At 54.5% G+C, this 20,146-nt stretch carries 18 protein-coding genes; 11 read left to right on the forward strand and 7 right to left on the reverse strand.

Translation table 11 applies throughout. The features are described 5' to 3' along the window. Nucleotides 1-48: 48 nt before the first annotated feature. The 4 genes from rph to HMPREF9538_RS25520 form a co-directional block, all read right to left on the reverse strand. On the reverse strand, nucleotides 49-765 hold the full coding sequence (gene rph / locus HMPREF9538_RS25535; protein ID WP_002922602.1) for a ribonuclease PH: 717 nt from the start codon (nucleotides 763-765) through the stop codon (nucleotides 49-51). 96 nt (nucleotides 766-861) lie between these two features. Then, complete coding sequence (locus tag HMPREF9538_RS25530) at nucleotides 862-2,001, reverse strand: ABC transporter permease (RefSeq protein ID WP_002922603.1); 1,140 nt, start codon at nucleotides 1,999-2,001, stop codon at nucleotides 862-864. Continuing rightward, the gene (locus HMPREF9538_RS25525) at nucleotides 1,988-2,905 is read right to left on the reverse strand and encodes an ABC transporter ATP-binding protein (protein ID WP_009483927.1); all 918 of its coding nucleotides are present in this window, start codon (nucleotides 2,903-2,905) and stop codon (nucleotides 1,988-1,990) included. Before HMPREF9538_RS25525 ends, HMPREF9538_RS25530 begins: the two co-directional genes overlap by 14 nt. Then, entirely contained in the window at nucleotides 2,898-3,824 is a 927-nt protein-coding gene (locus tag HMPREF9538_RS25520; RefSeq protein ID WP_269465108.1) for an HlyD family secretion protein, read from the reverse strand. Before HMPREF9538_RS25520 ends, HMPREF9538_RS25525 begins: the two co-directional genes overlap by 8 nt. On the opposite strand from HMPREF9538_RS25520, the gene HMPREF9538_RS32020 reads away from it, so the two are divergent. After that, a complete protein-coding gene (locus HMPREF9538_RS32020) occupies nucleotides 3,784-3,915 on the forward strand; it encodes a hypothetical protein (RefSeq protein WP_015959141.1) in 132 nt (43 codons plus the stop codon). The two genes, HMPREF9538_RS25520 and HMPREF9538_RS32020, sit on opposite strands and share 41 nt — an antisense overlap. 37 nt (nucleotides 3,916-3,952) lie before the next feature. Here the strand turns inward: HMPREF9538_RS32020 and HMPREF9538_RS25515 are convergent, their stop codons facing one another. After that, nucleotides 3,953-5,653, reverse strand: a complete 1,701-nt coding sequence (locus HMPREF9538_RS25515; protein ID WP_009483928.1) for a lysophospholipid acyltransferase family protein — start codon at nucleotides 5,651-5,653, stop codon at nucleotides 3,953-3,955. A gap of 499 nt (nucleotides 5,654-6,152) precedes the next feature. On the opposite strand from HMPREF9538_RS25515, the gene HMPREF9538_RS25510 reads away from it, so the two are divergent. The 3 genes from HMPREF9538_RS25510 (at nucleotide 6,153) to HMPREF9538_RS25495 (ending at nucleotide 9,006) form a co-directional block, all read left to right on the forward strand. After that, entirely contained in the window at nucleotides 6,153-7,016 is an 864-nt protein-coding gene (locus HMPREF9538_RS25510; RefSeq protein WP_002922636.1) for a YicC/YloC family endoribonuclease, read from the forward strand. 182 nt (nucleotides 7,017-7,198) lie between these two features. Further along, nucleotides 7,199-7,945 (forward strand): isocitrate lyase/PEP mutase family protein, encoded by a 747-nt coding sequence (locus tag HMPREF9538_RS25500; RefSeq protein ID WP_009483929.1) that lies wholly within the window; start codon nucleotides 7,199-7,201, stop codon nucleotides 7,943-7,945. Between the two features lie 2 nt (nucleotides 7,946-7,947). Further along, entirely contained in the window at nucleotides 7,948-9,006 is a 1,059-nt protein-coding gene (locus HMPREF9538_RS25495; protein ID WP_009483930.1) for a bifunctional transcriptional activator/DNA repair enzyme AdaA, read from the forward strand. A gap of 55 nt (nucleotides 9,007-9,061) precedes the next feature. Here the strand turns inward: HMPREF9538_RS25495 and HMPREF9538_RS25490 are convergent, their stop codons facing one another. Further along, the gene (locus tag HMPREF9538_RS25490) at nucleotides 9,062-10,312 is read right to left on the reverse strand and encodes a chloride channel protein (RefSeq protein WP_009483931.1); all 1,251 of its coding nucleotides are present in this window, start codon (nucleotides 10,310-10,312) and stop codon (nucleotides 9,062-9,064) included. A 275-nt stretch (nucleotides 10,313-10,587) separates the two neighbouring features. Between HMPREF9538_RS25490 and HMPREF9538_RS25485 the strand changes: the two genes are divergently transcribed. Next, nucleotides 10,588-11,205, forward strand: coding sequence for a trimeric intracellular cation channel family protein (locus HMPREF9538_RS25485; RefSeq protein ID WP_002922654.1), 618 nt, complete (start codon nucleotides 10,588-10,590; stop codon nucleotides 11,203-11,205). Between the two features lie 5 nt (nucleotides 11,206-11,210). On the opposite strand, the gene ligB is transcribed toward HMPREF9538_RS25485, so the two are convergent. Further along, entirely contained in the window at nucleotides 11,211-12,887 is a 1,677-nt protein-coding gene (gene ligB / locus HMPREF9538_RS25480; RefSeq protein ID WP_020316975.1) for an NAD-dependent DNA ligase LigB, read from the reverse strand. Nucleotides 12,888-13,145: 258 nt separating this feature from the next. Between ligB and gmk the strand changes: the two genes are divergently transcribed. The 6 genes from gmk to glpX are packed head-to-tail and all read left to right on the forward strand — an operon-like array spanning nucleotide 13,146 to nucleotide 20,078. Continuing rightward, nucleotides 13,146-13,769: a guanylate kinase gene (gmk, locus tag HMPREF9538_RS0126785; RefSeq protein ID WP_002922664.1), complete on the forward strand. Its 624-nt coding sequence runs from the start codon at nucleotides 13,146-13,148 to the stop codon at nucleotides 13,767-13,769. Nucleotides 13,770-13,823: 54 nt separating this feature from the next. Next, nucleotides 13,824-14,099, forward strand: coding sequence for a DNA-directed RNA polymerase subunit omega (gene rpoZ, locus HMPREF9538_RS25475; protein ID WP_000135058.1), 276 nt, complete (start codon nucleotides 13,824-13,826; stop codon nucleotides 14,097-14,099). Nucleotides 14,100-14,117: 18 nt separating this feature from the next. Then, nucleotides 14,118-16,238 (forward strand): bifunctional GTP diphosphokinase/guanosine-3',5'-bis pyrophosphate 3'-pyrophosphohydrolase, encoded by a 2,121-nt coding sequence (gene spoT / locus HMPREF9538_RS25470; protein ID WP_004150214.1) that lies wholly within the window; start codon nucleotides 14,118-14,120, stop codon nucleotides 16,236-16,238. A gap of 4 nt (nucleotides 16,239-16,242) precedes the next feature. Beyond that, nucleotides 16,243-16,932, forward strand: a complete 690-nt coding sequence (gene trmH, locus HMPREF9538_RS25465) for a tRNA (guanosine(18)-2'-O)-methyltransferase TrmH (protein ID WP_004181538.1) — start codon at nucleotides 16,243-16,245, stop codon at nucleotides 16,930-16,932. A 5-nt stretch (nucleotides 16,933-16,937) separates the two neighbouring features. Beyond that, nucleotides 16,938-19,019, forward strand: coding sequence for an ATP-dependent DNA helicase RecG (gene recG / locus HMPREF9538_RS25460; RefSeq protein WP_004151504.1), 2,082 nt, complete (start codon nucleotides 16,938-16,940; stop codon nucleotides 19,017-19,019). 48 nt (nucleotides 19,020-19,067) lie between these two features. After that, nucleotides 19,068-20,078, forward strand: a complete 1,011-nt coding sequence (gene glpX / locus HMPREF9538_RS25455) for a class II fructose-bisphosphatase (RefSeq protein ID WP_002922903.1) — start codon at nucleotides 19,068-19,070, stop codon at nucleotides 20,076-20,078. Nucleotides 20,079-20,146: the final 68 nt, after the last annotated feature.

A 20,146-nucleotide genomic window follows, 5' to 3' on the forward strand; every position in this document is an offset into this window, starting at 1 on the left:
TGAAGGATAAAGCGCAAAAAAAAGGCGACTTCTCAGTCGCCTTAATCATTAATTTTCTAACGCCGCCTTCTGCGTCGTGATAATGGACTCGATCCCCCCTCGGGCTAACGCCAGGAGAGTGAGGAGTTCTTCATGGGTAAACGGCTCACCTTCCGCAGTGCCCTGCACCTCAATAATACGGCCATCTTCGGTCATCACCACGTTCATGTCGGTCTCCGCGGCGGAGTCTTCGATGTACTCCAGATCGCAGATGGCTTCGCCATTTACGATACCGACGGAGACCGCGGCCACCATCCCTTTCATCGGATTGGTTTTCAGCTTGCCGGCGGCGACCAGCTTATTCAGCGCATCGGCCAGCGCCACGCAGGCACCGGTAATGGAGGCAGTGCGAGTGCCGCCGTCGGCCTGCAGTACATCGCAGTCGAGAGTAATCGTGAATTCGCCCAGCGCTTTCAGGTCAACCGCTGCGCGCAGCGCACGGGCAATCAGGCGCTGAATTTCCATCGTCCGGCCGCCCTGCTTGCCTTTTGCCGCTTCACGCGCGTTACGCGTGTGCGTAGAACGCGGCAGCATGCCGTATTCAGCGGTGATCCAGCCCTGGCCCTGGCCTTTCAGGAAACGCGGAACGCCTTCGTCAATAGAGGCAGTGCACAGCACTTTGGTATCACCGAATTCGACCAGCACGGAGCCTTCAGCGTGTTTTGTGTAATTACGGGTCAGGGTGACGGGACGCACCTGATTAGCGCTACGGCCTGCTGGACGCATGATAGAAATCTCCGGCTTGAAACGAATGTGAGGGCGCATTATACGAATTTCATGGCAAAAAGCCTATGCCCACTCCAGCCGGACGCGCCGATAATGTCAGTCCAGCGTTTTACGATAAGATTTCAACCCCACACCAATGACAATCACCGCCAGGCCTATCAGCGGCAAGAGGTCAGGCAACAATGCCGTTGCTGAATAGCCTTTCAGCATAATGCCCTTAACCAGGCGGATGAAGTAGGTCAGCGGTAAACAGGATCCAATGGCTTTCGCCCAGTCAGGCATACTAATAAAGGGGCTAATAAAGCCGGACAACATAATGGAAGGGATAAAGTAAAAAGAGGACATTTGCAGCGCCTGCAGCTGGTTTTGTGCTAAGCCAGAAATACCGATACCAATTGACAGACAAAGAAAGACATAAATTAACAGCACAAAAAATAGTAGGAAGACGCTACCGTGAAGGGGGATATCGAACAACAAAACGGCGGCAATCAGGATTAACGTCGCCTGAAACAGACCAATGATAACAAAAGGCGTTATTTTCCCAATAATGACCTCAAGCCCGGACAACGGAGAGACCAGTAAATTTTCTAACGCCCCGTTTTCTCGCTCGCGGGTAATTGACAGGGCGGTCATCAGGATTAACGTTGTACTGAGTATAGACCCCATAATACCGGGAATAGTATTAAACTGGGTTATCCCCTCAGGGTTAAACATGCGATGAATGATAAGCTCGAAATCATCCTCTTTTTGCACCACACGCATGTCGCCCGGCAAATCGTGCTGAAACATCGACTTCGCCACCTGCACAAGGGCGCTGAGCGCATTCCCCGTGGTGATCGGATCGATGGCATCCCCCTGAATCAATAGTTGTGGCTTTTCTCCACGCAGTAACTTGCGCGTAAACCCTTCAGGGATCGTCACGATAAAAGTGACATCCCCCCGCACAAAGGCTTTCTGCGCCGCCTCTTCTGAATCGACAGGAATCATCGAAAAATACCCGGTATTTTGCGCTTCCGTCACAAAGATTTGACTCATGCGTTCGGTATCATAATTTAGTAAGGCGGTCGGAAGATTATGCGGATCCATATTGATGGCATAGCCAAGAATGATCAGCTGAAAAAGAGGTGTCAGGAGCACCATACTGATGCTGACTTTATCACGGCGTAGCTCGTGAATTTCCTTAATAACCACGCCAATCCACCGCGTAACGGAGAAGCTAAAATTAATTTTTTTCACAATTATTTTTCATCAAGTAGGTAAATGCATCTTCCAGATTGGTATCCACCTTACAGAACTCATAACCCTGTTGCGTAAAGGCAAAAAGCGCGGATTTTAACTTCGCGTCATCTCTGGATGTAATATAAAGCTGATTGCCAAAAATGACCGTTTGCTCAATATCCGGCAAGCGCTGTAGCTGGCTTTCAAGCAGCGTCAGACCGGCGCCGCTGGTTCGCATGGTGATCAAATTCTGGGAGGCGATAATCGACGCAATAGTGCCATTCGCCAGCAGCCGACCATAAGAGAGATAGGCAACCTTATGGCAGCGCTCAGCCTCATCCATATAATGCGTGCTCACCAGTATCGAGATCCCCCGGTCAGAAAGCTGGTGCAGCATTTGCCAGAACTCTCGCCGCGCCTTGGGATCCACGCCAGCAGTCGGCTCATCCAGAAATAGCAAAACAGGTTCATGCAACATACAGGCGGCGAGGGCCATTCTTTGCTTCCAGCCCCCAGAAAGCTCCTTAGCCAGCTGGTGCTGTCGGGCAGTGAGGCCTAACTCAGAAAGCGCACGTTCAACCCGATCTCTACGCTGATCGAGGCTATATAACCGCGCAATAAAAAGTAAGTTTTCCCGAATAGTTAAATTTCCCCACATTGAGAAATACTGGGTCATGTAGCCTATCTTTTTTTTTATTTTTTCCCGCTGCGTAAAGATATCCATACCCAGACAAGTACCTTCACCGGCATCCGGCGTAATCAAACCACACATCATTCGAATCGATGTCGTTTTTCCGCTACCGTTCGGACCGAGAAAACCATAGATCTCGCCTTTTGCCACCTGTAAAGAGAAATCCTTTACGACGTGATGCTCGCCAAAATGTTTATTGAGATTTTTTACATCAATACAAAGATTATTCATCGCCAATAATCTCCACATCAAACGGTTGGCCGATTTTCATCCGCCCTGCCTGCTGCAGCGCAGGGATAGCCTCCGCCATAAAAATGAGCTTCTCACGACGTTTCGTACTATAAATAACTGGAGGCGTAAACTCGGCCTCAGGGCTGATATAGTTAATAATGCCAGCAATGGGCTCAGCGCAACCATCGCATATAAGTTTTACCTTAGATCCGATTTTAAATTTACCGAGCTTCGCTTCGGGTATAAAGAAGCGTACTTTTATATTCTCAGGAGGTAACAGACTGATTATTGGTTTACCAGCAGAAGGGCGCTCCCCGGCACGATAAATAATATCGAAGACCTTAGCATTGACCGGAGAAACAATCGTCGTTTGCTGGACATCCCACAGCGCCTTATCCCGTTCGAGTTTTGCCGCGGCCACCATTGAGCGCTGCTTGCTAATCTCATCCTGCCGGGCAGGGAGTTGCCGTGCTTTGAGTTGATTAATTAACTCTTCAACCTGTGCGCCTTTTTGAGTTAATTCATCCCGGATATCCTCCCATTCCGCAAGCGATATGGCATGATTGGCGTAAAGATTACGATATCGCCCAAGCTGTCGCTTTACCTGAGATTCTGCCGATTGTGCTTTTTTAATCTGCGAACGTATAATATCCAGCTCTTCAGGCCGTTCGCCAGATTCCAGATTTCGTAATAGAGCGCTCTCTGCTGATAGCTTTTCCTCAGCGCGCAGGAAAATATTTTGCGCATCGAAGGACTCAATCTTCACTAACTCCTGTCCTGCGGCGACGTTATCTCCTTTATTGATCAAGATCCGTTCTATTTTTTCATTACCAGAATATGAAAGGTATACAAATTCTCCATGTGAATAACCGGATAACATGTTATCTGGTTTGTTATCACACCCGGTGAGTATCAGCACCGATATCAATATAATAAATACATTTATTGGCTTTCGCATTAAAACGCATCCATACGCATATCATTTCCCTTATCACTACGGTCTGGATTGAGGCACGCTCGCTCCAGGACCGGACAATCATCGTCAGTTTAATCTCTTAAATAATGCTTAACGTAGCTTTCATTCAATTTATCTATAGAGCTCAGATTTAACCCAGCTATCGAATTAAAAGAATCATCTTTTGTGAATGCAAGAATCGACGATCCGCCCGGGGAGAACCATTTAGCACTCTGTTTAAAAGGCCAGGGAAGTTCATAACCTTCTTCTCTCAGCAGGTGATTGAGCATGCTCCAGTCTGCTCTAAAATCTTCGCCACAAAATGGAGTATCATCCTGTACATTTTCGGCAGTGAACAATGCTATCGGCGAACAAAAATCAGCTGTCGAGGAAAAGTATATATTATAGAAACTGATGATGAGTTTCTGTACTTTTTCAGGAAAAGTTCCAGGAATGGTCAGCACACCCAGCAAGTATTTATAGTCCGGATATCTTTTTATAAAGTCAAATATCCCTTGCCATAAATAATCAAGCACCTTACTTTTTTGATAAGGTTTCTGAATAAAGCCGCGGCCAATTTCCACACACTTCTCTAAACAGGAATAGGCATTATCATGGTATTTAAACAAGCTGTTGCTATAGAGGCCTGTTACACCATGTTGGGCCAGCTGCTCGCCAACGGGCATAACACGATATGCTCCCAGGATTTCCACATCAGAAGGATCCCACAAAATGATATGATAATAACTTTCATCAAAAACATCGTTATCTCGGTCGTTACCAGTTCCGGCACCAATATCGCGATAACAGCGTTCGCGTAAGCGCCCTAACTCATCAATAATAGGTGAGGTTCGGTTAGTATTACAGCGATATATCACTAGTTTTCTACCGTCTTCAAACTGCCTTAATATTTCGCACTCCTCTATTGCGCTAATTAGCTCCTTTTTACCTGGTTCTAATTCTTGCGGCGCAATCGTATCTAACATAGCCGGGCCATTCTTCGCTATACTCTGGAGGTGCGTCAAACATACATTTGCCGCGGCAGAAAGATCTTTATTGTATTCTTTAAACGAGGATAAGGCTATTTGCTGTCCTATATTGATTTTCATGGTCTTGCCATGATGGCGGAGAGCTTCACGAATAACCATCATGTTCGACAGTTGCCGCCAGAATGTTGCAGTAAGATAATAAATCTTACTGTTTGCTCCCGTAATATGAATTGGTACCAATGCTGCATTATTTCTCATAGCAAGCTGTAAAAAACCGGGGTTCCACTTATGCTCCTGTAACCCGGAAAGAGACCAGTTAGCCAGCTTACCCGCAGGACATATAATCAATACGCCTCCTTTTCGCAGGTGATCGTTCATCTCGCGGAATTTTTTATGGCTCATCTTACCGGCCATATTCTCAATTCCAATGGTAAGTTCCGATACCTGGGGGAATATAATTGGCAAAACGTGATTAGCTATTATTTTTATATCACTCCTGACTCGGGAGACCGTATGTATTAAGCTAAGTCCATCGATAACCGTCGGATGATTTGAAATAACAACCGTAGCCCCATGCCCAGGTATGTTGTTAAGTTGGTGGTGTTCGCTTTCACATTTCAACTCAAGGAGTTCAACAACTGCATTAACCCACTCGACCCCATTTTTATTAACGAGTCGCTCGTTATATATTAAGCGAGAAAATACCTTATTGCCAAATGCCGTCCTGAACAGCCATTTTTTCCAAAAAGGTATGGTTGTATTTGGAAAAAATTCCCTTACGACTCTGTCAAAGATAGCGTCCATATTAAAATCCTTTTTATAGAACTCATCTTAAACGACTATACTAGCGTTCTTTCAGTCGGACAATACCGCATAAAACTTAAAAAGGCCAAAACAAAACAATTAGATATAATTAATACAACAGTATTCTCACCATAAATACAATCACCAAAGTTTTAATAAATTTATAGTAATCAATGCAAAAAAAACATACATAATGCTTAAAGGTAATACCCTATCTCATTGCTGGTGGTTATACTTCCTAAAACTCACAGAATAGCTTGTCTGGCGGTATATGCATTTGTACAAAGGCATCCGAATTCCATGCCCGTATCTAATATCAGAAAATATTAACTACGGATTCCCATAATATATAACCCCACCTACAGCCCCTGGTGAAAATAACTTTGCGGCGATATCCCTTAAAACAATCGTCCTTGAAGTATTTCATCACTATTCCTGTTAAGTCACCGCCCGCACGGCTATAATCCTTGCATTCATTATTACGAAAACAGGAACGCCTATGATCCGCAGTATGACCGCCTATGCCCGCCGTGAAATCAAGGGTGACTGGGGTAGCGCCGCATGGGAGCTGCGCTCGGTAAACCAGCGCTATCTGGAAACGTACTTCCGCCTGCCGGAGCAGTTCCGTAGTCTGGAGCCCGTGGTACGCGAGCGCATTCGCGCCCGCCTGACTCGCGGTAAAGTCGAATGCACCTTGCGTTTTGAACAAGATCCCAGCGCTCAGGGTGAACTCATCCTCAACGAAAAGCTGGCTAAACAGCTGGTAAACGCTGCCAACTGGGTGAAAATGCAGAGCGATGAAGGGGAAATCAACCCGGTTGATATCCTGCGCTGGCCGGGCGTGATGGCCGCCAAAGAGCAGGATCTCGACGCCATCGCCGCCGACATTCTGGCCGCTCTTGACGGCGCGCTGGACGACTTCATCGTCGCCCGCGAAACGGAAGGCCAGGCCCTGAAAGCGCTTATCGAGCAGCGGCTTGAAGGCGTGAGCGGCGAAGTGGCGAAAGTTCGCGCTCATATGCCGGAAATTCTCCAGTGGCAGCGCGAGCGTCTGGTCGCCAAGCTGGAAGATGCGGAAGTGCAGCTGGAAAATAACCGCCTTGAGCAAGAGCTGGTGCTGATGGCGCAGCGTATCGACGTTGCCGAAGAACTGGACCGTCTCGAAGCGCACGTTAAAGAGACCTATAACATTCTGAAGAAGAAAGAAGCTGTGGGTCGCCGTCTCGACTTTATGATGCAGGAGTTCAACCGTGAATCGAACACCCTGGCGTCAAAATCGATTAACGCCGAGGTGACCAACTCCGCGATTGAGCTGAAGGTACTCATCGAGCAAATGCGCGAGCAAATCCAGAATATCGAGTAACGCTTTCTCGTTTGTTAATGTATTTCGGTATCCAGGGCCATGATAAATCATGGCCTTTTTATTTATCTCTCTCACGGGCGAATGATAAGAATCTACTTATAAAAAATAGTCGTCCAGTTTTCGGTTGTGGCAAATAAGCACAACGCGGCACAGTCAGGAAAACACTACCGCGAGAGAAAAGAATGGACTTTAATGCGCTTCACCAGCAAAACCAACCTTTGTTGCTTGCCAATGTCTGGGATGCCAGCAGCGCTCAGGCTGCTCAGCAGGCTGGTTATCAGGCGCTGGGATCCTCCAGCGCTGCTATCGCCGCAATGTTAGGGTATGAAGATGGCGAAGAGATGAGTTTTGACGAGCTGTTTTATGTCGTCTCACGCATCAAAACCGTTAGCGAACTGCCGTTAAGCGTCGATTTAGAGGCGGGCTACGGCGCGACAACCAGCCACATCATTGACAATATCCGGCGTCTGGCGCAACTCGGCGTGAGTGGAATAAATCTCGAGGATAGTCATGTGGTGGATGGTACGCGTCGTCTTGACGATGCGGAGCGCTTTGCCGTCAAACTGCAGGAAATAACCCGCGCCTGTCCCGGTCTGTTTGTTAATGTCCGCACCGATACCTTTCTTCTCAACGTACAAGATGCGCTGGTTCAGACGCTCTATCGCGGTCAACTCTACGCCAAACACGGCGCATGCGGTTTTTTTGTGCCTTGCGTCACCCGCGCGGAGGATATTATCGCCATCGTTCACCACGTGCGTTTACCCTTAAACGTAATGTGTATGCCTGAGCTGGCTGACTTCAGCACCTTATCGACACTGGGCGTAAAACGAATTTCGATGGGCAATTTTATTTATGCTGCGACGCAGGCCAGACTGAAAGACTTATTATGTCAGGTGCAAACCCAACACTCTTTCTCAGGTGTTTTTTGACCATGAAAATTACCGACAGCATGCAGTGCGATATCTGGTATCAGGCGCTGCTTGAACGCGCGGTGGAATTCACCGGCGTTTTTTTCGTCGGCGTGAAAACCACCGGCGTATTTTGTATCTCGGTCTGTCGGGCGCGAAAACCCCGGCGGGAAAACGTCGAATTTTATAATGACTTTAAATCCGCGCTGGATGCCGGCTTCCGGCCATGCAAAGTCTGTCGCCCGACGGAGAATGCCCGGACGGCCCCCGCCTTTGTTGAACAAGCGCTCCGCCTGCTGCGAGAAGCTCCAAAGGTCCGCCTCAGCGATAGCGAGCTACGTCAGCACGATATTAGCCCGGAACGCGTTCGCCGCTGGTTCCTGCAAAACCACGGGATCACCTTTCAGGCTTTTCAACGGATGCAGCGTTTGAATATGGCGCTTCAGGAATTAAAAGCAGGCCGCTCAACTACCGATGTCGCTTTCGATAGCGGTTACGAGTCCTTAAGCGGCTTCGGCTATACCTGCAAAAAATTGACCGGTTTCGCACCCAGCGCGCAACGCCAGGTTGTTTTAATTCATCGTTTTACCACCCCGTTAGGGCCAATGTTTGTTTGTGCAACGCAACGGGGAATTTGTCTGCTGGAGTTTGTCGACAGACGAGCGCTGGAGTCAGAATTCAGCGACCTGCAGCGGCGGTTCAACGCCAGCATCATCGCAGGTGAAAATGCCCACACCAGGCAGGCGCAACAGGAAATAACGGAGTATTTCGCCGGACAGCGTCAATCGTTCGAGGTGGCGCTTGATACCCCAGGCAGCGAATTCCAGCGAGCGGTCTGGCGCCGTTTACAGCACGTTAGCTTCGGTGAGACGACGCATTATCAATCGATTGCGATGGAGATAGGTAAACCAACGGCCACGCGCGCGGTGGCTGCTGCAAACGGCGCTAACCGCGTCGCGATTATCATCCCGTGCCATCGAATTATCGGCAAAGATGGTTCGATGACCGGTTACGGCGGCGGCATTGCACGAAAAATATGGCTTATTAACCATGAGGAAACCATCAGGAAAAAACGCGGCTGATTTTACTTTCAGGATCAACGGGCCCCTCCCTGACTTTCACCGCGGCTCGGTAAGCCTATTTTTTATCCAGCACCCGGCAGGTTAAAAACGCCCCTGCCGCGCACAGCAGCGCCGGAGCCAGATAGCTGTGATCCATGTGGGTAAACTCCATCACCAGCGCCACTGCGGTCAACGGCATCTGCATGGAGGCGGCGAGAAACGCGGCCGCCCCCACCACAGCGAAGCTGCTTTTATCACCGCCAGGGAAGCCGAGCTGCCAGAGCGCGCAGAGCAGCAGGCTGACCAATCCGCCCACCGCCAGCCCTGGGGTTAACAATCCACCCTCCGCGCCGCCGCGCAGCACCGCCAGAATCACCACCATCTTCAATACTAACAGGACAGCGACCATGGAGAGAGGCAGCCCGTCGCTGAGCGCCAGCTGCATTGGACCCTTGCCATTGCCCGGAAGCTCGGGGAAATAAAGACTCAGGATGGCAAGAAGAGAAAACCCCAGCAGACAGAACACCGGCATCTGCCAGTTACTTCGCGCGCGTGAACGCGCCGCGCTGGTCGCTTTGCGAAAGAGCCAGGCGCCGGTGCCAAGAATCGGGCCCGCCAGAATCGCCCACCAGAGAAAGGTGTGCGGAAGTGCGCTGGAAACAAAATGGTATTGCGATTCATCCCCTAACCCCAGGGTGGCCGTCCAGGCGGCAATCGCCGAGGTCATCATCGCCGCCAGCGTTTTTTCCCAGCTAAACGACAGCAGCATGACCTCAAGGCTGAACAACGCCCCGGCCAGCGGGACGTTATAGACCGCCGCCAGACCCGCGCCCGCCCCACAGGCAATCAGCGTGCGGGTTTCATCTTCCAGCAGGCGCAGCTTACGCGCCACCATCCCCGCCCCCAGCGCGCCCATTTCCCGGGGCGCCACTTCGCGGCCAAGCGGGGAGCCCAGCGCTACTGTGACGATCTGCAGCAGCGCGTGGATCGTCGTGGTGCCCGCGGGCATGGGTGCGCAGGGGTTGGCCACCGCCGCCGCAATGGAAACCCGCCTCTGCCCATAGCGACCAAGCAGCCACCAGCCAAATCCGGCGACGGCGCCGCCGGCCACGATTGCCACGATGCGGCGTGGCCAGGACGACTCCGTGACGCCCTGTAAAAATGACACCGAACCGACGATCTGCCCATAACTGTAACCAAAAGCCAGGTGCTGAATCGCGTGTAAAATTAGTGCCAAAACCATGCCGGACAGACCGGCCAGAATCCCGGTTAATACCACGGCTATCAGGCGGATCAGATGATTTTTATTCCCGGCGGCGACGCTCATTTTCTCAGGCCTTGAAAAGGAAAAATAAAAGAATAAAGGACGAGACTTAAACATTGCGTAATCATAGTGTTTTCGATAGTGATACCCATCGCTTCACTTAGCATTACTTTTTCTAATCAATAAAAATCCCTAAAAAAACAATAAACCTTTAAATCAAGCCATCACGGATACTATTTCCATTAATTTTTCCTGGCGTAAATGATTCGCTTTAGAAAATCTCAATCGTGATCCTGCGCACAAATCGTTAACCTGCCCGCCATTACCTGGGGGGATCTATGCTGCTTCATGTTCTGTATTTAATCGGTATCACCGCGGAAGCCATGACCGGCGCACTGGCTGCCGGGCGCCGGCGGATGGATACGTTTGGCGTCATCATTATCGCCACTGCGACCGCGCTGGGCGGGGGTTCCGTTCGCGATATCCTGCTGGGGCACTATCCTCTTGGTTGGGTGAAGCATCCCGAATATGTCATCATTGTCGCCGTCGCCGCCGTCCTCACGACCATTGCCGCTCCGGTGATGCCGCACCTTCGTCGGCTGTTTCTGGTGCTGGACGCGCTGGGGCTGATCGTGTTTTCCATCATCGGCGCGCAGATCGCCCTGGACATGGGCGAAGGCCCGGTTATCGCCTCTATTGCCGCCGTGATCACCGGTGTCTTCGGCGGCGTACTGCGCGATATGTTCTGCAAACGCATTCCGCTGGTCTTCCAGAAAGAGCTGTATGCCGGGATCTCCTTTGCCGCAGCCGTACTCTATATTGCTCTGCAACATTACGTCAGCAGCCACGATGTGGTGGTGCTGGCTACACTGCTGTTCGGCTTTACCGCCCGCATGCTGGCGCTACGCTGGAAACTGGGGCTACCGGTCTTCCACTACACCCATGACGCCCACTAACCGCCTTAAAATCCGGGGATGCGCTGCCCGCTAAGCCATTGCGCCAGCGCCACCACGTCCGGATGGTGCAGGAAAGCCACCAGCTGGCGGGCTCTGATCTCCCCCACGCCCGGCAGCGTGCGCCATTGCGCTTCACTTTTTGCCGCCAGCAAATGCCAGTTCTCGCTTTCGAGCTGCGCCAGCGCCCCCTGCGGCACCGGGATCCCCATCGCCAGCACCCAGCGGATAAAAGGTCGTTTGCGAACAAGATCAAACTGATGCCAGAGGTGCTGCCCGCGGGCGGCGGAAATCCCTGGCACCGCCTGCAGCTGCTCAACGGTAAGCGCCAGCCAGGAAAAGATATGCGTCATCGGGTTTTGCTGCTGAATGACGCGCCATAAATTTTCCCCCACGCCATCGACATTCAGGGCGGACTTTGATGACAACCAGATCAGCCTGGAAAGAAACTGTTCGCTGCACTCAGGGGTGGCGAAATAGCAGGTTAGCGCATTAAATTTCGCCGGCGGCGGCGTCGGTTTATGGCGCTCGGCCGTCCGCCAGACGACGGCGTCGACCCGAGGAATACCCTGCCCTGCCAGACTGATCTGCAGCTGATCGCCAACCCCAATATCCAGCATCTGCCAGCGGGACACAGAGCCAACGTTAACCCGCTGCACGCGTTTATCATCCAGCCGCTGGGGCTCAAGCTCGGCCACCACGTTGAGTCTGCCGCTGCGGCCGGTACTGAAACGGATCGCCCGTACCTGCATCACCCGCGATGCCGGAGGATATTTCCAGGCTGCCAGCCACTCGCCCTTTCCGGGCGACCAGACTCGTCCCGGCGGCTCGCGTCCTTCGCGCACAATCACACCGTCGCTGACGAAGGGCAGCGGCGAGCGATACCAGCGCTGGCGCCACTGCGCCACCTGCTCGATGCGCGACACCGGATGGGTATATTGTCCGCTGTACTTAAACCCCGCCTGCGCCAGCAGCTGCTGACGACGGCGCATATCCGACGGGCCGTCTGGCCAGGCCCAGATAAAGACGTCCAGTTGGCCGAGCGCAGCCGCCGCGTCGGCTCGCATCATCAACCCGGCGACTTTCGCCCGCGCATTCATCCCCCCGGCCTGCTGCTGGACATGGCCGTCCCGGCGCAGAAACAGTTCCCCTTGCAGTACGCTGTCGGCCAGTTCACCGGTCATCACTTTCGCCAGCGCCGGGATCTGCCGCGCTCGGGCGGTCCATGCCTCACCGCGTAGACCATCGCCGCGGCTAATGGCCTGAACCAGACGCCCCTGGCGATAAACGAGAGTCACCGCCACGCCGTCCACTTTAGGCTGTATCCACAGGTCGGATTTATTTTTCATCCAGCGGGCAACGCTGTCCTCATCCGCCAGCTTGCGCACGCCGGTATGGGCCACCGGATGACGCGCATCGCCGGTGGGCGGAGGCAGATCGTCATCCTCAGGCGTCGCGCCCGGAAAGCATTGTCGCCACTGCGCCAGGCGCAGGGTGAGCTGGTCGTAAACGTCATCGCTCACTCCGCTGGCGCCCTGCCGCCAGTAAGCCTCTTTCCAGGCGACAATTTGCTGATGAAGGCGTGATGTCTCCTGCCTTCCTCTGGCCGGCGGCCAGTCCGGACACGTCGCCAGCGCGCTGGCAGAGAACATCCCTAACGCCAGCCACCACCCTCCTTTACGCATTGCAGTCCCCTCCTCCATCACCTGGCGGAGAGTCTGCTGCAGAATGCCGCGAGCCGCGACGGAAGCTTTTTCGCCTTGCGAAGCGCCTTCCAGGATTTACGCCTCATTGCAGCAACGGCTGGCGAATTCAGGAAAACGGCAGGCAAAATGAAAGAAACAGCGGCAAAAAGTGTGACAATGACTGCGTCACGCCGCGGCGACGTGTATAATAGGCTCGTATGTAGGACCTCTTTCGATAACCACATACAAAAGACACTCATGGCTCAAGGCACGCTTTATATTGTTTCCGCCCCTAGCGGCGCGGGTAAATCCAGCCTGATTCAGGCTTTATTAAAAACCCAACCGTTGTATGACACCCAGGTATCGGTCTCCCATACCACGAGGGCGCCGCGTCCGGGTGAAGTGCACGGCGAACACTATTTCTTCGTGAATCACGACGAATTCCGCTCGATGATTGGCGAAAACGCGTTTCTGGAACATGCAGAGGTCTTTGGCAACTATTACGGCACGTCGCGTAAAGCGATCGAGCAGGTGCTGGCGACCGGCGTCGATGTCTTCCTCGATATCGACTGGCAAGGCGCGCAGCAGATCCGTAAAAGCATGCCCGGCGCGCGCAGTATTTTTATTCTGCCGCCGTCAAAAGATGAACTGGACCGTCGCCTGCGCGGCCGCGGCCAGGACAGCGAAGAGGTGATCGCGAAACGGATGGCCCAGGCCGTTGCGGAAATGAGCCATTACGCGGAATATGATTACCTGATTGTGAACGATGATTTTGACACCGCCCTGAGCGACCTGAAAAATATCATCCGCGCTGAACGTCTGCGCATGAGCCGCCAAAAGCAGCGACATGGCGCTTTAATCACCAAACTATTGGCAGACTGAACCCACATTCAGTATCATGCCCAGTCATTTCTTCACCTGTGGAGCATTTTAAGTATGGCACGCGTAACTGTTCAGGACGCTGTAGAGAAAATTGGTAACCGTTTTGACCTGGTACTGGTCGCCGCGCGTCGCGCTCGTCAGATGCAGGTTGGCGGAAAGGATCCGCTGGTACCGGAAGAAAACGATAAAACCACCGTTATCGCACTGCGCGAAATCGAAGAAGGTCTGATCAACAACCAGATCCTCGACGTACGTGAGCGCCAGGAACAGCAAGAGCAGGAAGCCGCTGAATTACAAGCCGTTACCGCGATTGCTGAAGGTCGTCGTTAATCACACAGCGGGTCGCCCTTGTATCTGTTTGAAAGCCTGAATCAGCTGATTCAAAACTACCTGCCGGAAGACCAGATTAAGCGTCTGCGGCAGGCGTATCTCGTTGCACGTGACGCTCACGAGGGTCAGACACGTTCAAGCGGTGAACCCTATATCACGCACCCGGTCGCGGTAGCCTGCATTCTGGCCGAGATGAAGCTCGACTATGAAACGCTGATGGCCGCGCTGCTGCATGATGTGATTGAAGATACCCCCGCCACCTATCAGGACATGGAACAGCTTTTTGGTAAAAGCGTCGCCGAGCTGGTAGAGGGGGTGTCGAAACTTGATAAGCTCAAGTTCCGCGATAAGAAAGAGGCGCAGGCCGAAAACTTTCGCAAAATGATCATGGCGATGGTGCAGGACATTCGCGTCATCCTCATCAAGCTTGCCGACCGCACCCACAACATGCGTACTCTGGGCTCGCTGCGCCCGGATAAACGCCGCCGCATCGCCCGCGAAACGCTGGAAATTTACAGCCCGCTGGCGCACCGTTTAGGTATCCATCACATCAAAACCGAGCTCGAAGAGCTGGGCTTTGAAGCACTGTACCCTAATCGCTACCGCGTCATTAAAGAGGTGGTCAAAGCGGCGCGCGGCAACCGTAAGGAGATGATTCAAAAGATCCTCTCCGAAATCGAAGGGCGTTTGCAGGAAGCGGGGATCCCCTGCCGCGTCAGCGGTCGCGAGAAGCATCTATACTCCATCTACTGTAAAATGGTGCTCAAAGAGCAACGTTTTCACTCGATCATGGATATCTACGCCTTCCGCGTTATCGTCCATGATGCCGATATCTGCTATCGCGTGCTCGGCCAGATGCACAGCCTCTACAAACCGCGTCCGGGTCGTTTTAAAGACTATATCGCCATTCCGAAAGCTAACGGCTATCAGTCTTTGCACACCTCGATGATCGGCCCCCACGGCGTCCCGGTCGAGGTACAAATTCGTACCGAAGACATGGACCAGATGGCGGAGATGGGGGTAGCGGCGCACTGGGCTTATAAAGAGCACGGCGGCGAAAGCAGCACCACCGCGCAGATCCGCGCTCAGCGCTGGATGCAAAGCCTGCTGGAGCTGCAGCAGAGCGCCGGTAGCTCGTTTGAATTTATCGAGAGCGTAAAATCCGATCTGTTCCCCGATGAGATTTACGTTTTCACCCCGGAAGGGCGCATTGTCGAACTGCCTGCCGGCGCCACGCCGGTGGACTTCGCCTACGCGGTGCATACCGATATCGGTCATGCCTGCGTCGGCGCGCGCGTCGACCGTCAGCCCTATCCGCTGTCGCAGCCGCTCTCCAGCGGTCAGACTGTCGAAATTATCACCGCGCCGGGCGCTCGCCCGAACGCCGCCTGGCTGAACTTTGTCGTCAGCTCGAAAGCGCGCGCCAAGATCCGTCAGCTGCTGAAAAACCTTAAGCGCGACGATTCGGTCAGCCTTGGCCGTCGTCTGCTCAATCACGCGCTGGGCGGAAGCCGCAAACTCGCCGAGATCCCACCGGAGAATATCCAGCGCGAACTCGATCGCATGAAGCTGGCCTCGCTTGACGATCTGCTGGCGGAAATCGGTCTGGGCAACGCCATGAGCGTCGTGGTGGCAAAAAACCTGCAGCAGGGCGAAGCCGCTGCGGCGCCGGTGCCGGCCAACGCGTCGAACCACGGTCATCTGCCAATCAAAGGCGCCGATGGCGTGTTGATCACCTTCGCCAAGTGCTGTCGTCCAATTCCAGGTGACCCGATTATCGCCCACGTCAGCCCGGGTAAAGGGCTGGTTATCCACCATGAATCCTGTCGTAACATTCGCGGCTACCAGAAAGAGCCGGAGAAATTTATGGCGGTTGAGTGGGATAAAGAGACCGCTCAGGAGTTCATCACCGAAATCAAGGTGGACATGTTTAACCACCAGGGCGCGCTGGCTAACCTGACGGCGGCGATCAACACCGCGTCTTCCAATATCCAGAGCCTGAATACGGAAGAGAAAGATGGCCGCGTATACAGCGCCTTTATCCGCCTGACCGCGCGCGACCGCGTGCATCTGGCGAATATCATGCGCAAAATCCGCGTCATGCCGGACGTGATTAAAGTCACCCGTAACCGAAACTAGCTTTATGAACTCAAAGCGCTACGAGCGTATCTGCGAGATGCTCGCCAGGCGTCAGCCTGACCTGACGGTCTGCATGGAGCAGGTCCATAAGCCTCATAACGTCTCTGCGGTCATCCGGACCGCAGATGCCGTTGGCGTACACGAAGTGCATGCCGTCTGGCCGAGCAGCCGGATGCGTACCATGGCCTCCGCCGCCGCGGGCAGCAACAGCTGGGTGCAGGTTAAAACCCACCGCACTATCGCAGATGCCGTCGGCCACCTGAAAGGCCAGGGCATGCAAATTCTCGCCACTCACCTTTCCGACAAAGCCATCGATTTTCGTGAAATCGACTATACGCGTCCAACCTGCATCCTGATGGGTCAGGAAAAAACCGGCATCACCCAGGAAGCGCTGGCGCTGGCCGATCAGGACATCATTATCCCGATGATCGGCATGGTGCAGTCGCTGAACGTCTCCGTCGCCTCGGCGCTGATCCTTTACGAGGCGCAGCGCCAGCGGCAGAATGCCGGGATGTACCAACGCGCCAACAGCATGCTGCCGCCACAAGAGCAGCAGCGCCTGCTGTTCGAAGGCGGCTATCCGGTGCTGGCCCGCGTTGCCAGACAAAAAGGTCTGCCTTACCCCCACGTTAACGAGCAGGGCGAAGTGGAAGCCGATGCCGCGTGGTGGGCTACCATGCAGGCTGCGAGGTAAACCCAATGTCAGGCCGCCTGTTAGATGCCGTTCCGCTCAGTTCACTCACCGGTGTGGGCGCTGCGCAGAGCAGCAAACTGGCGAAGATTGGCCTGCATACGGTACAGGATCTGCTGCTGCACCTGCCTTTACGCTACGAAGATCGCACCCATCTTTACCCGATAGCCGAGCTGCTTCCCGGAGTTTATGCCACCGTGGAAGGTGAAGTGCTCAACAGCAATATCACCTTCGGCGGCCGGCGGATGATGACCTGCCAGATCAGCGATGGCACCGGCATCCTCACCATGCGCTTTTTCAACTTCAACGCGGCGATGAAAAACAGCCTCGCGACCGGTCGTCGGGTGCTGGCCTACGGTGAAGCCAAACGCGGGAAGTACGGCGCCGAGATGATCCACCCGGAATATCGCGTCCAGGGCGATATGAGTACTCCGGAGCTGCAGGAAACGTTAACCCCAGTTTATCCGACCACCGAAGGCATCAAGCAGGCGACCCTGCGCAAGCTCACCGATCAGGCGCTTGAGCTCCTGGAAACCTGCGCGATTAGCGAACTCCTGCCGCCGGAGCTGGCGCAGGGGATGATGAGCCTGCCGGAGGCGCTGCGTACGCTGCACCGCCCGCCTCCCTCCTTGCAACTTAGCGAGCTGGAAAGCGGCAAGCACCCGGCGCAGCAGCGTCTGATTCTGGAAGAGCTGCTGGCGCATAACCTCAGCATGCTGGCGCTACGGGCAGGCGCCCAGCGCTATCACGCCCTGCCGCTCGGCGCCAACGATACCCTGAAAAACCAACTGCTGGCCTCCCTGCCCTTTAAGCCCACCGGCGCGCAGGCGCGGGTTACCGCCGAGATTGAACACGATATGGCGCTGGACGTGCCGATGATGCGCCTGGTGCAGGGCGACGTTGGCTCCGGTAAAACGCTGGTCGCTGCCCTGGCCGCCTTGCGCGCTATCGTCCACGGCAAACAGGTGGCGCTGATGGCGCCCACCGAACTGCTTGCCGAGCAGCATGCCAATAACTTCCGCAACTGGTTCGAACCGCTGGGTATTGAAGTCGGCTGGCTGGCGGGCAAACAGAAAGGCAAAGCCCGCCAGGCGCAGCAGGAGGCTATCGCCAGCGGCGAGGTGCAGATGATTGTCGGCACCCACGCCATCTTCCAGGAGCAGGTGCAGTTTAACGGCCTGGCGCTGGTGATTATTGACGAACAGCACCGCTTCGGCGTGCATCAGCGGCTGGCGCTGTGGGAGAAAGGTCAGCAGCAGGGATTCCACCCGCATCAGCTGATCATGACCGCCACGCCGATCCCCCGCACCCTGGCGATGACCGCCTACGCCGATCTGGACACCTCGATTATCGACGAGCTGCCGCCAGGCCGAACTCCGGTGACCACCGTCGCCATCCCCGACACCCGGCGCAGCGATATTATCGACCGCGTGCGCAACGCCTGTACCCATGAAGGTCGCCAGGCCTATTGGGTCTGTACGCTGATTGAAGAGTCCGATCTGCTGGAAGCCCAGGCGGCGGAAGCCACCTGGGAAGAGCTCAAACTGGCGCTGCCGGAGCTCAATATCGGCCTCGTCCACGGGCGGATGAAACCGGCGGAGAAGCAGGCGGTGATGCAGGCCTTCAAGCAGGGCGAGATGCATCTGCTGGTAGCCACCACGGTGATTGAAGTCGGTGTCGACGTGCCTAACTCAAGCCTGATGATTATCGAAAACCCGGAACGTCTGGGTCTGGCGCAGCTGCACCAGCTCAGAGGGCGCGTTGGTCGCGGCGCGGTCGCTTCCCACTGCGTGCTACTCTATAAATCGCCGCTCTCCAAAACGGCGCAGAAACGTCTGCAGGTCCTGCGCGACAGCAACGATGGTTTCGTCATTGCCCAGAAAGACCTCGAAATTCGCGGTCCCGGCGAGCTGCTCGGCACCCGCCAGACCGGCAACGCCGAATTTAAAGTGGCGGACTTACTGCGCGATCAGGCGATGATCCCCGATGTCCAGCGCATTGCTCGCCACATTCATGAACGCTATCCGCTGCAGGCCCAGGCGCTTATCGAGCGCTGGATGCCGGAAACCGAACGCTATTCCAACGCGTAGCGCGCTTTTGCCGCGCTGCGGGCAACTTTTCTACACAACGAGTGGATTATGAAACGAGAACTGGCCATCGAATTTTCGCGTGTCACCGAAGCCGCCGCGCTGGCGGGCTATAAATGGCTGGGCCGCGGCGATAAGAATACCGCCGACGGCGCAGCGGTTAACGCCATGCGCATTATGCTTAACCTCGTCAATATCGACGGCACCATCGTCATCGGCGAGGGCGAAATCGATGAAGCGCCGATGCTCTATATCGGCGAAAAAGTGGGTACCGGCAAGGGCGATGCGGTAGATATCGCCGTCGATCCCATCGAAGGCACCCGCATGACGGCGATGGGCCAGGCCAACGCCCTGGCGGTGATGGCGGTCGGCGATAAGGGCTGCTTCCTCAACGCGCCGGATATGTATATGGAAAAGCTGATCGTCGGCCCGGGCGCTAAAGGCGCTATCGACCTTAATCTGCCGCTGGAAGAGAACCTGCACAATATCGCCCGCGCCCTGAACAAGCCGCTGGGCGAGCTGACCGTCACCGTGCTGGCGAAACCGCGCCACGACGCGGTCATTGCCCAGCTGCAGCAGCTGGGCGTGCGCGTGTTCGCTATTCCCGATGGCGACGTCGCGGCCTCTATTCTCACCTGCATGCCGGATAGCGAAGTCGACGTACTGTACGGCATCGGCGGCGCGCCGGAAGGGGTGGTTTCCGCCGCGGTGATCCGCGCCCTCGACGGGGATATGCAGGGGCGCCTGCTGGCTCGCCACCACGTGAAGGGCGATAACGAAGAGAACCGCCGCATCGGTGAAAATGAGCTGGCGCGCTGCAAAACCATGGGCATTGAAGCGGGCAAAGTGCTGCGTCTGGATGAAATGGCGCGCAGCGATAACGTCGTCTTCTCCGCCACCGGGATCACCAAAGGCGATCTGCTGGACGGCATCACCCGCAAGGGCAACATGGCCACCACCGAGACGCTGCTGATCCGCGGCAAGTCGCGCACTATCCGTCGTATCCAGTCGATTCATTACCTCGACCGTAAAGATCCGGACATTCAGCAACACATCCTGTAATACCGCTTTTTCTCTCCCAGGCCACCCCCCCCCCGCGGGGGGCCCCCCTTTTTTTTTTTTTTTTTTTT

Source organism: Klebsiella sp. MS 92-3 (assembly GCF_000195655.1).
Lineage (GTDB): Bacteria > Pseudomonadota > Gammaproteobacteria > Enterobacterales > Enterobacteriaceae > Klebsiella > Klebsiella pneumoniae.

What these genes read in the sequence shown, in the direction of transcription:
- rph (WP_002922602.1), bottom strand. Translation starts at nt 765, where the DNA reads ATGCGTCCAGCAGGCCGTAGCGCTAATCAGGTGCGTCCCGTCACCCTG.
- HMPREF9538_RS25525 (WP_009483927.1), bottom strand. Translation starts at nt 2,905, where the DNA reads ATGAATAATCTTTGTATTGATGTAAAAAATCTCAATAAACATTTTGGC.
- HMPREF9538_RS32020 (WP_015959141.1), top strand. Translation starts at nt 3,784, where the DNA reads ATGTTATCTGGTTTGTTATCACACCCGGTGAGTATCAGCACCGATATC.
- HMPREF9538_RS25515 (WP_009483928.1), bottom strand. Translation starts at nt 5,653, where the DNA reads ATGGACGCTATCTTTGACAGAGTCGTAAGGGAATTTTTTCCAAATACA.
- HMPREF9538_RS25510 (WP_002922636.1), top strand. Translation starts at nt 6,153, where the DNA reads ATGATCCGCAGTATGACCGCCTATGCCCGCCGTGAAATCAAGGGTGAC.
- HMPREF9538_RS25500 (WP_009483929.1), top strand. Translation starts at nt 7,199, where the DNA reads ATGGACTTTAATGCGCTTCACCAGCAAAACCAACCTTTGTTGCTTGCC.
- HMPREF9538_RS25495 (WP_009483930.1), top strand. Translation starts at nt 7,948, where the DNA reads ATGAAAATTACCGACAGCATGCAGTGCGATATCTGGTATCAGGCGCTG.
- HMPREF9538_RS25490 (WP_009483931.1), bottom strand. Translation starts at nt 10,312, where the DNA reads ATGAGCGTCGCCGCCGGGAATAAAAATCATCTGATCCGCCTGATAGCC.
- HMPREF9538_RS25485 (WP_002922654.1), top strand. Translation starts at nt 10,588, where the DNA reads ATGCTGCTTCATGTTCTGTATTTAATCGGTATCACCGCGGAAGCCATG.
- ligB (WP_020316975.1), bottom strand. Translation starts at nt 12,887, where the DNA reads ATGCGTAAAGGAGGGTGGTGGCTGGCGTTAGGGATGTTCTCTGCCAGC.
- gmk (WP_002922664.1), top strand. Translation starts at nt 13,146, where the DNA reads ATGGCTCAAGGCACGCTTTATATTGTTTCCGCCCCTAGCGGCGCGGGT.
- rpoZ (WP_000135058.1), top strand. Translation starts at nt 13,824, where the DNA reads ATGGCACGCGTAACTGTTCAGGACGCTGTAGAGAAAATTGGTAACCGT.
- trmH (WP_004181538.1), top strand. Translation starts at nt 16,243, where the DNA reads ATGAACTCAAAGCGCTACGAGCGTATCTGCGAGATGCTCGCCAGGCGT.
- recG (WP_004151504.1), top strand. Translation starts at nt 16,938, where the DNA reads ATGTCAGGCCGCCTGTTAGATGCCGTTCCGCTCAGTTCACTCACCGGT.
- glpX (WP_002922903.1), top strand. Translation starts at nt 19,068, where the DNA reads ATGAAACGAGAACTGGCCATCGAATTTTCGCGTGTCACCGAAGCCGCC.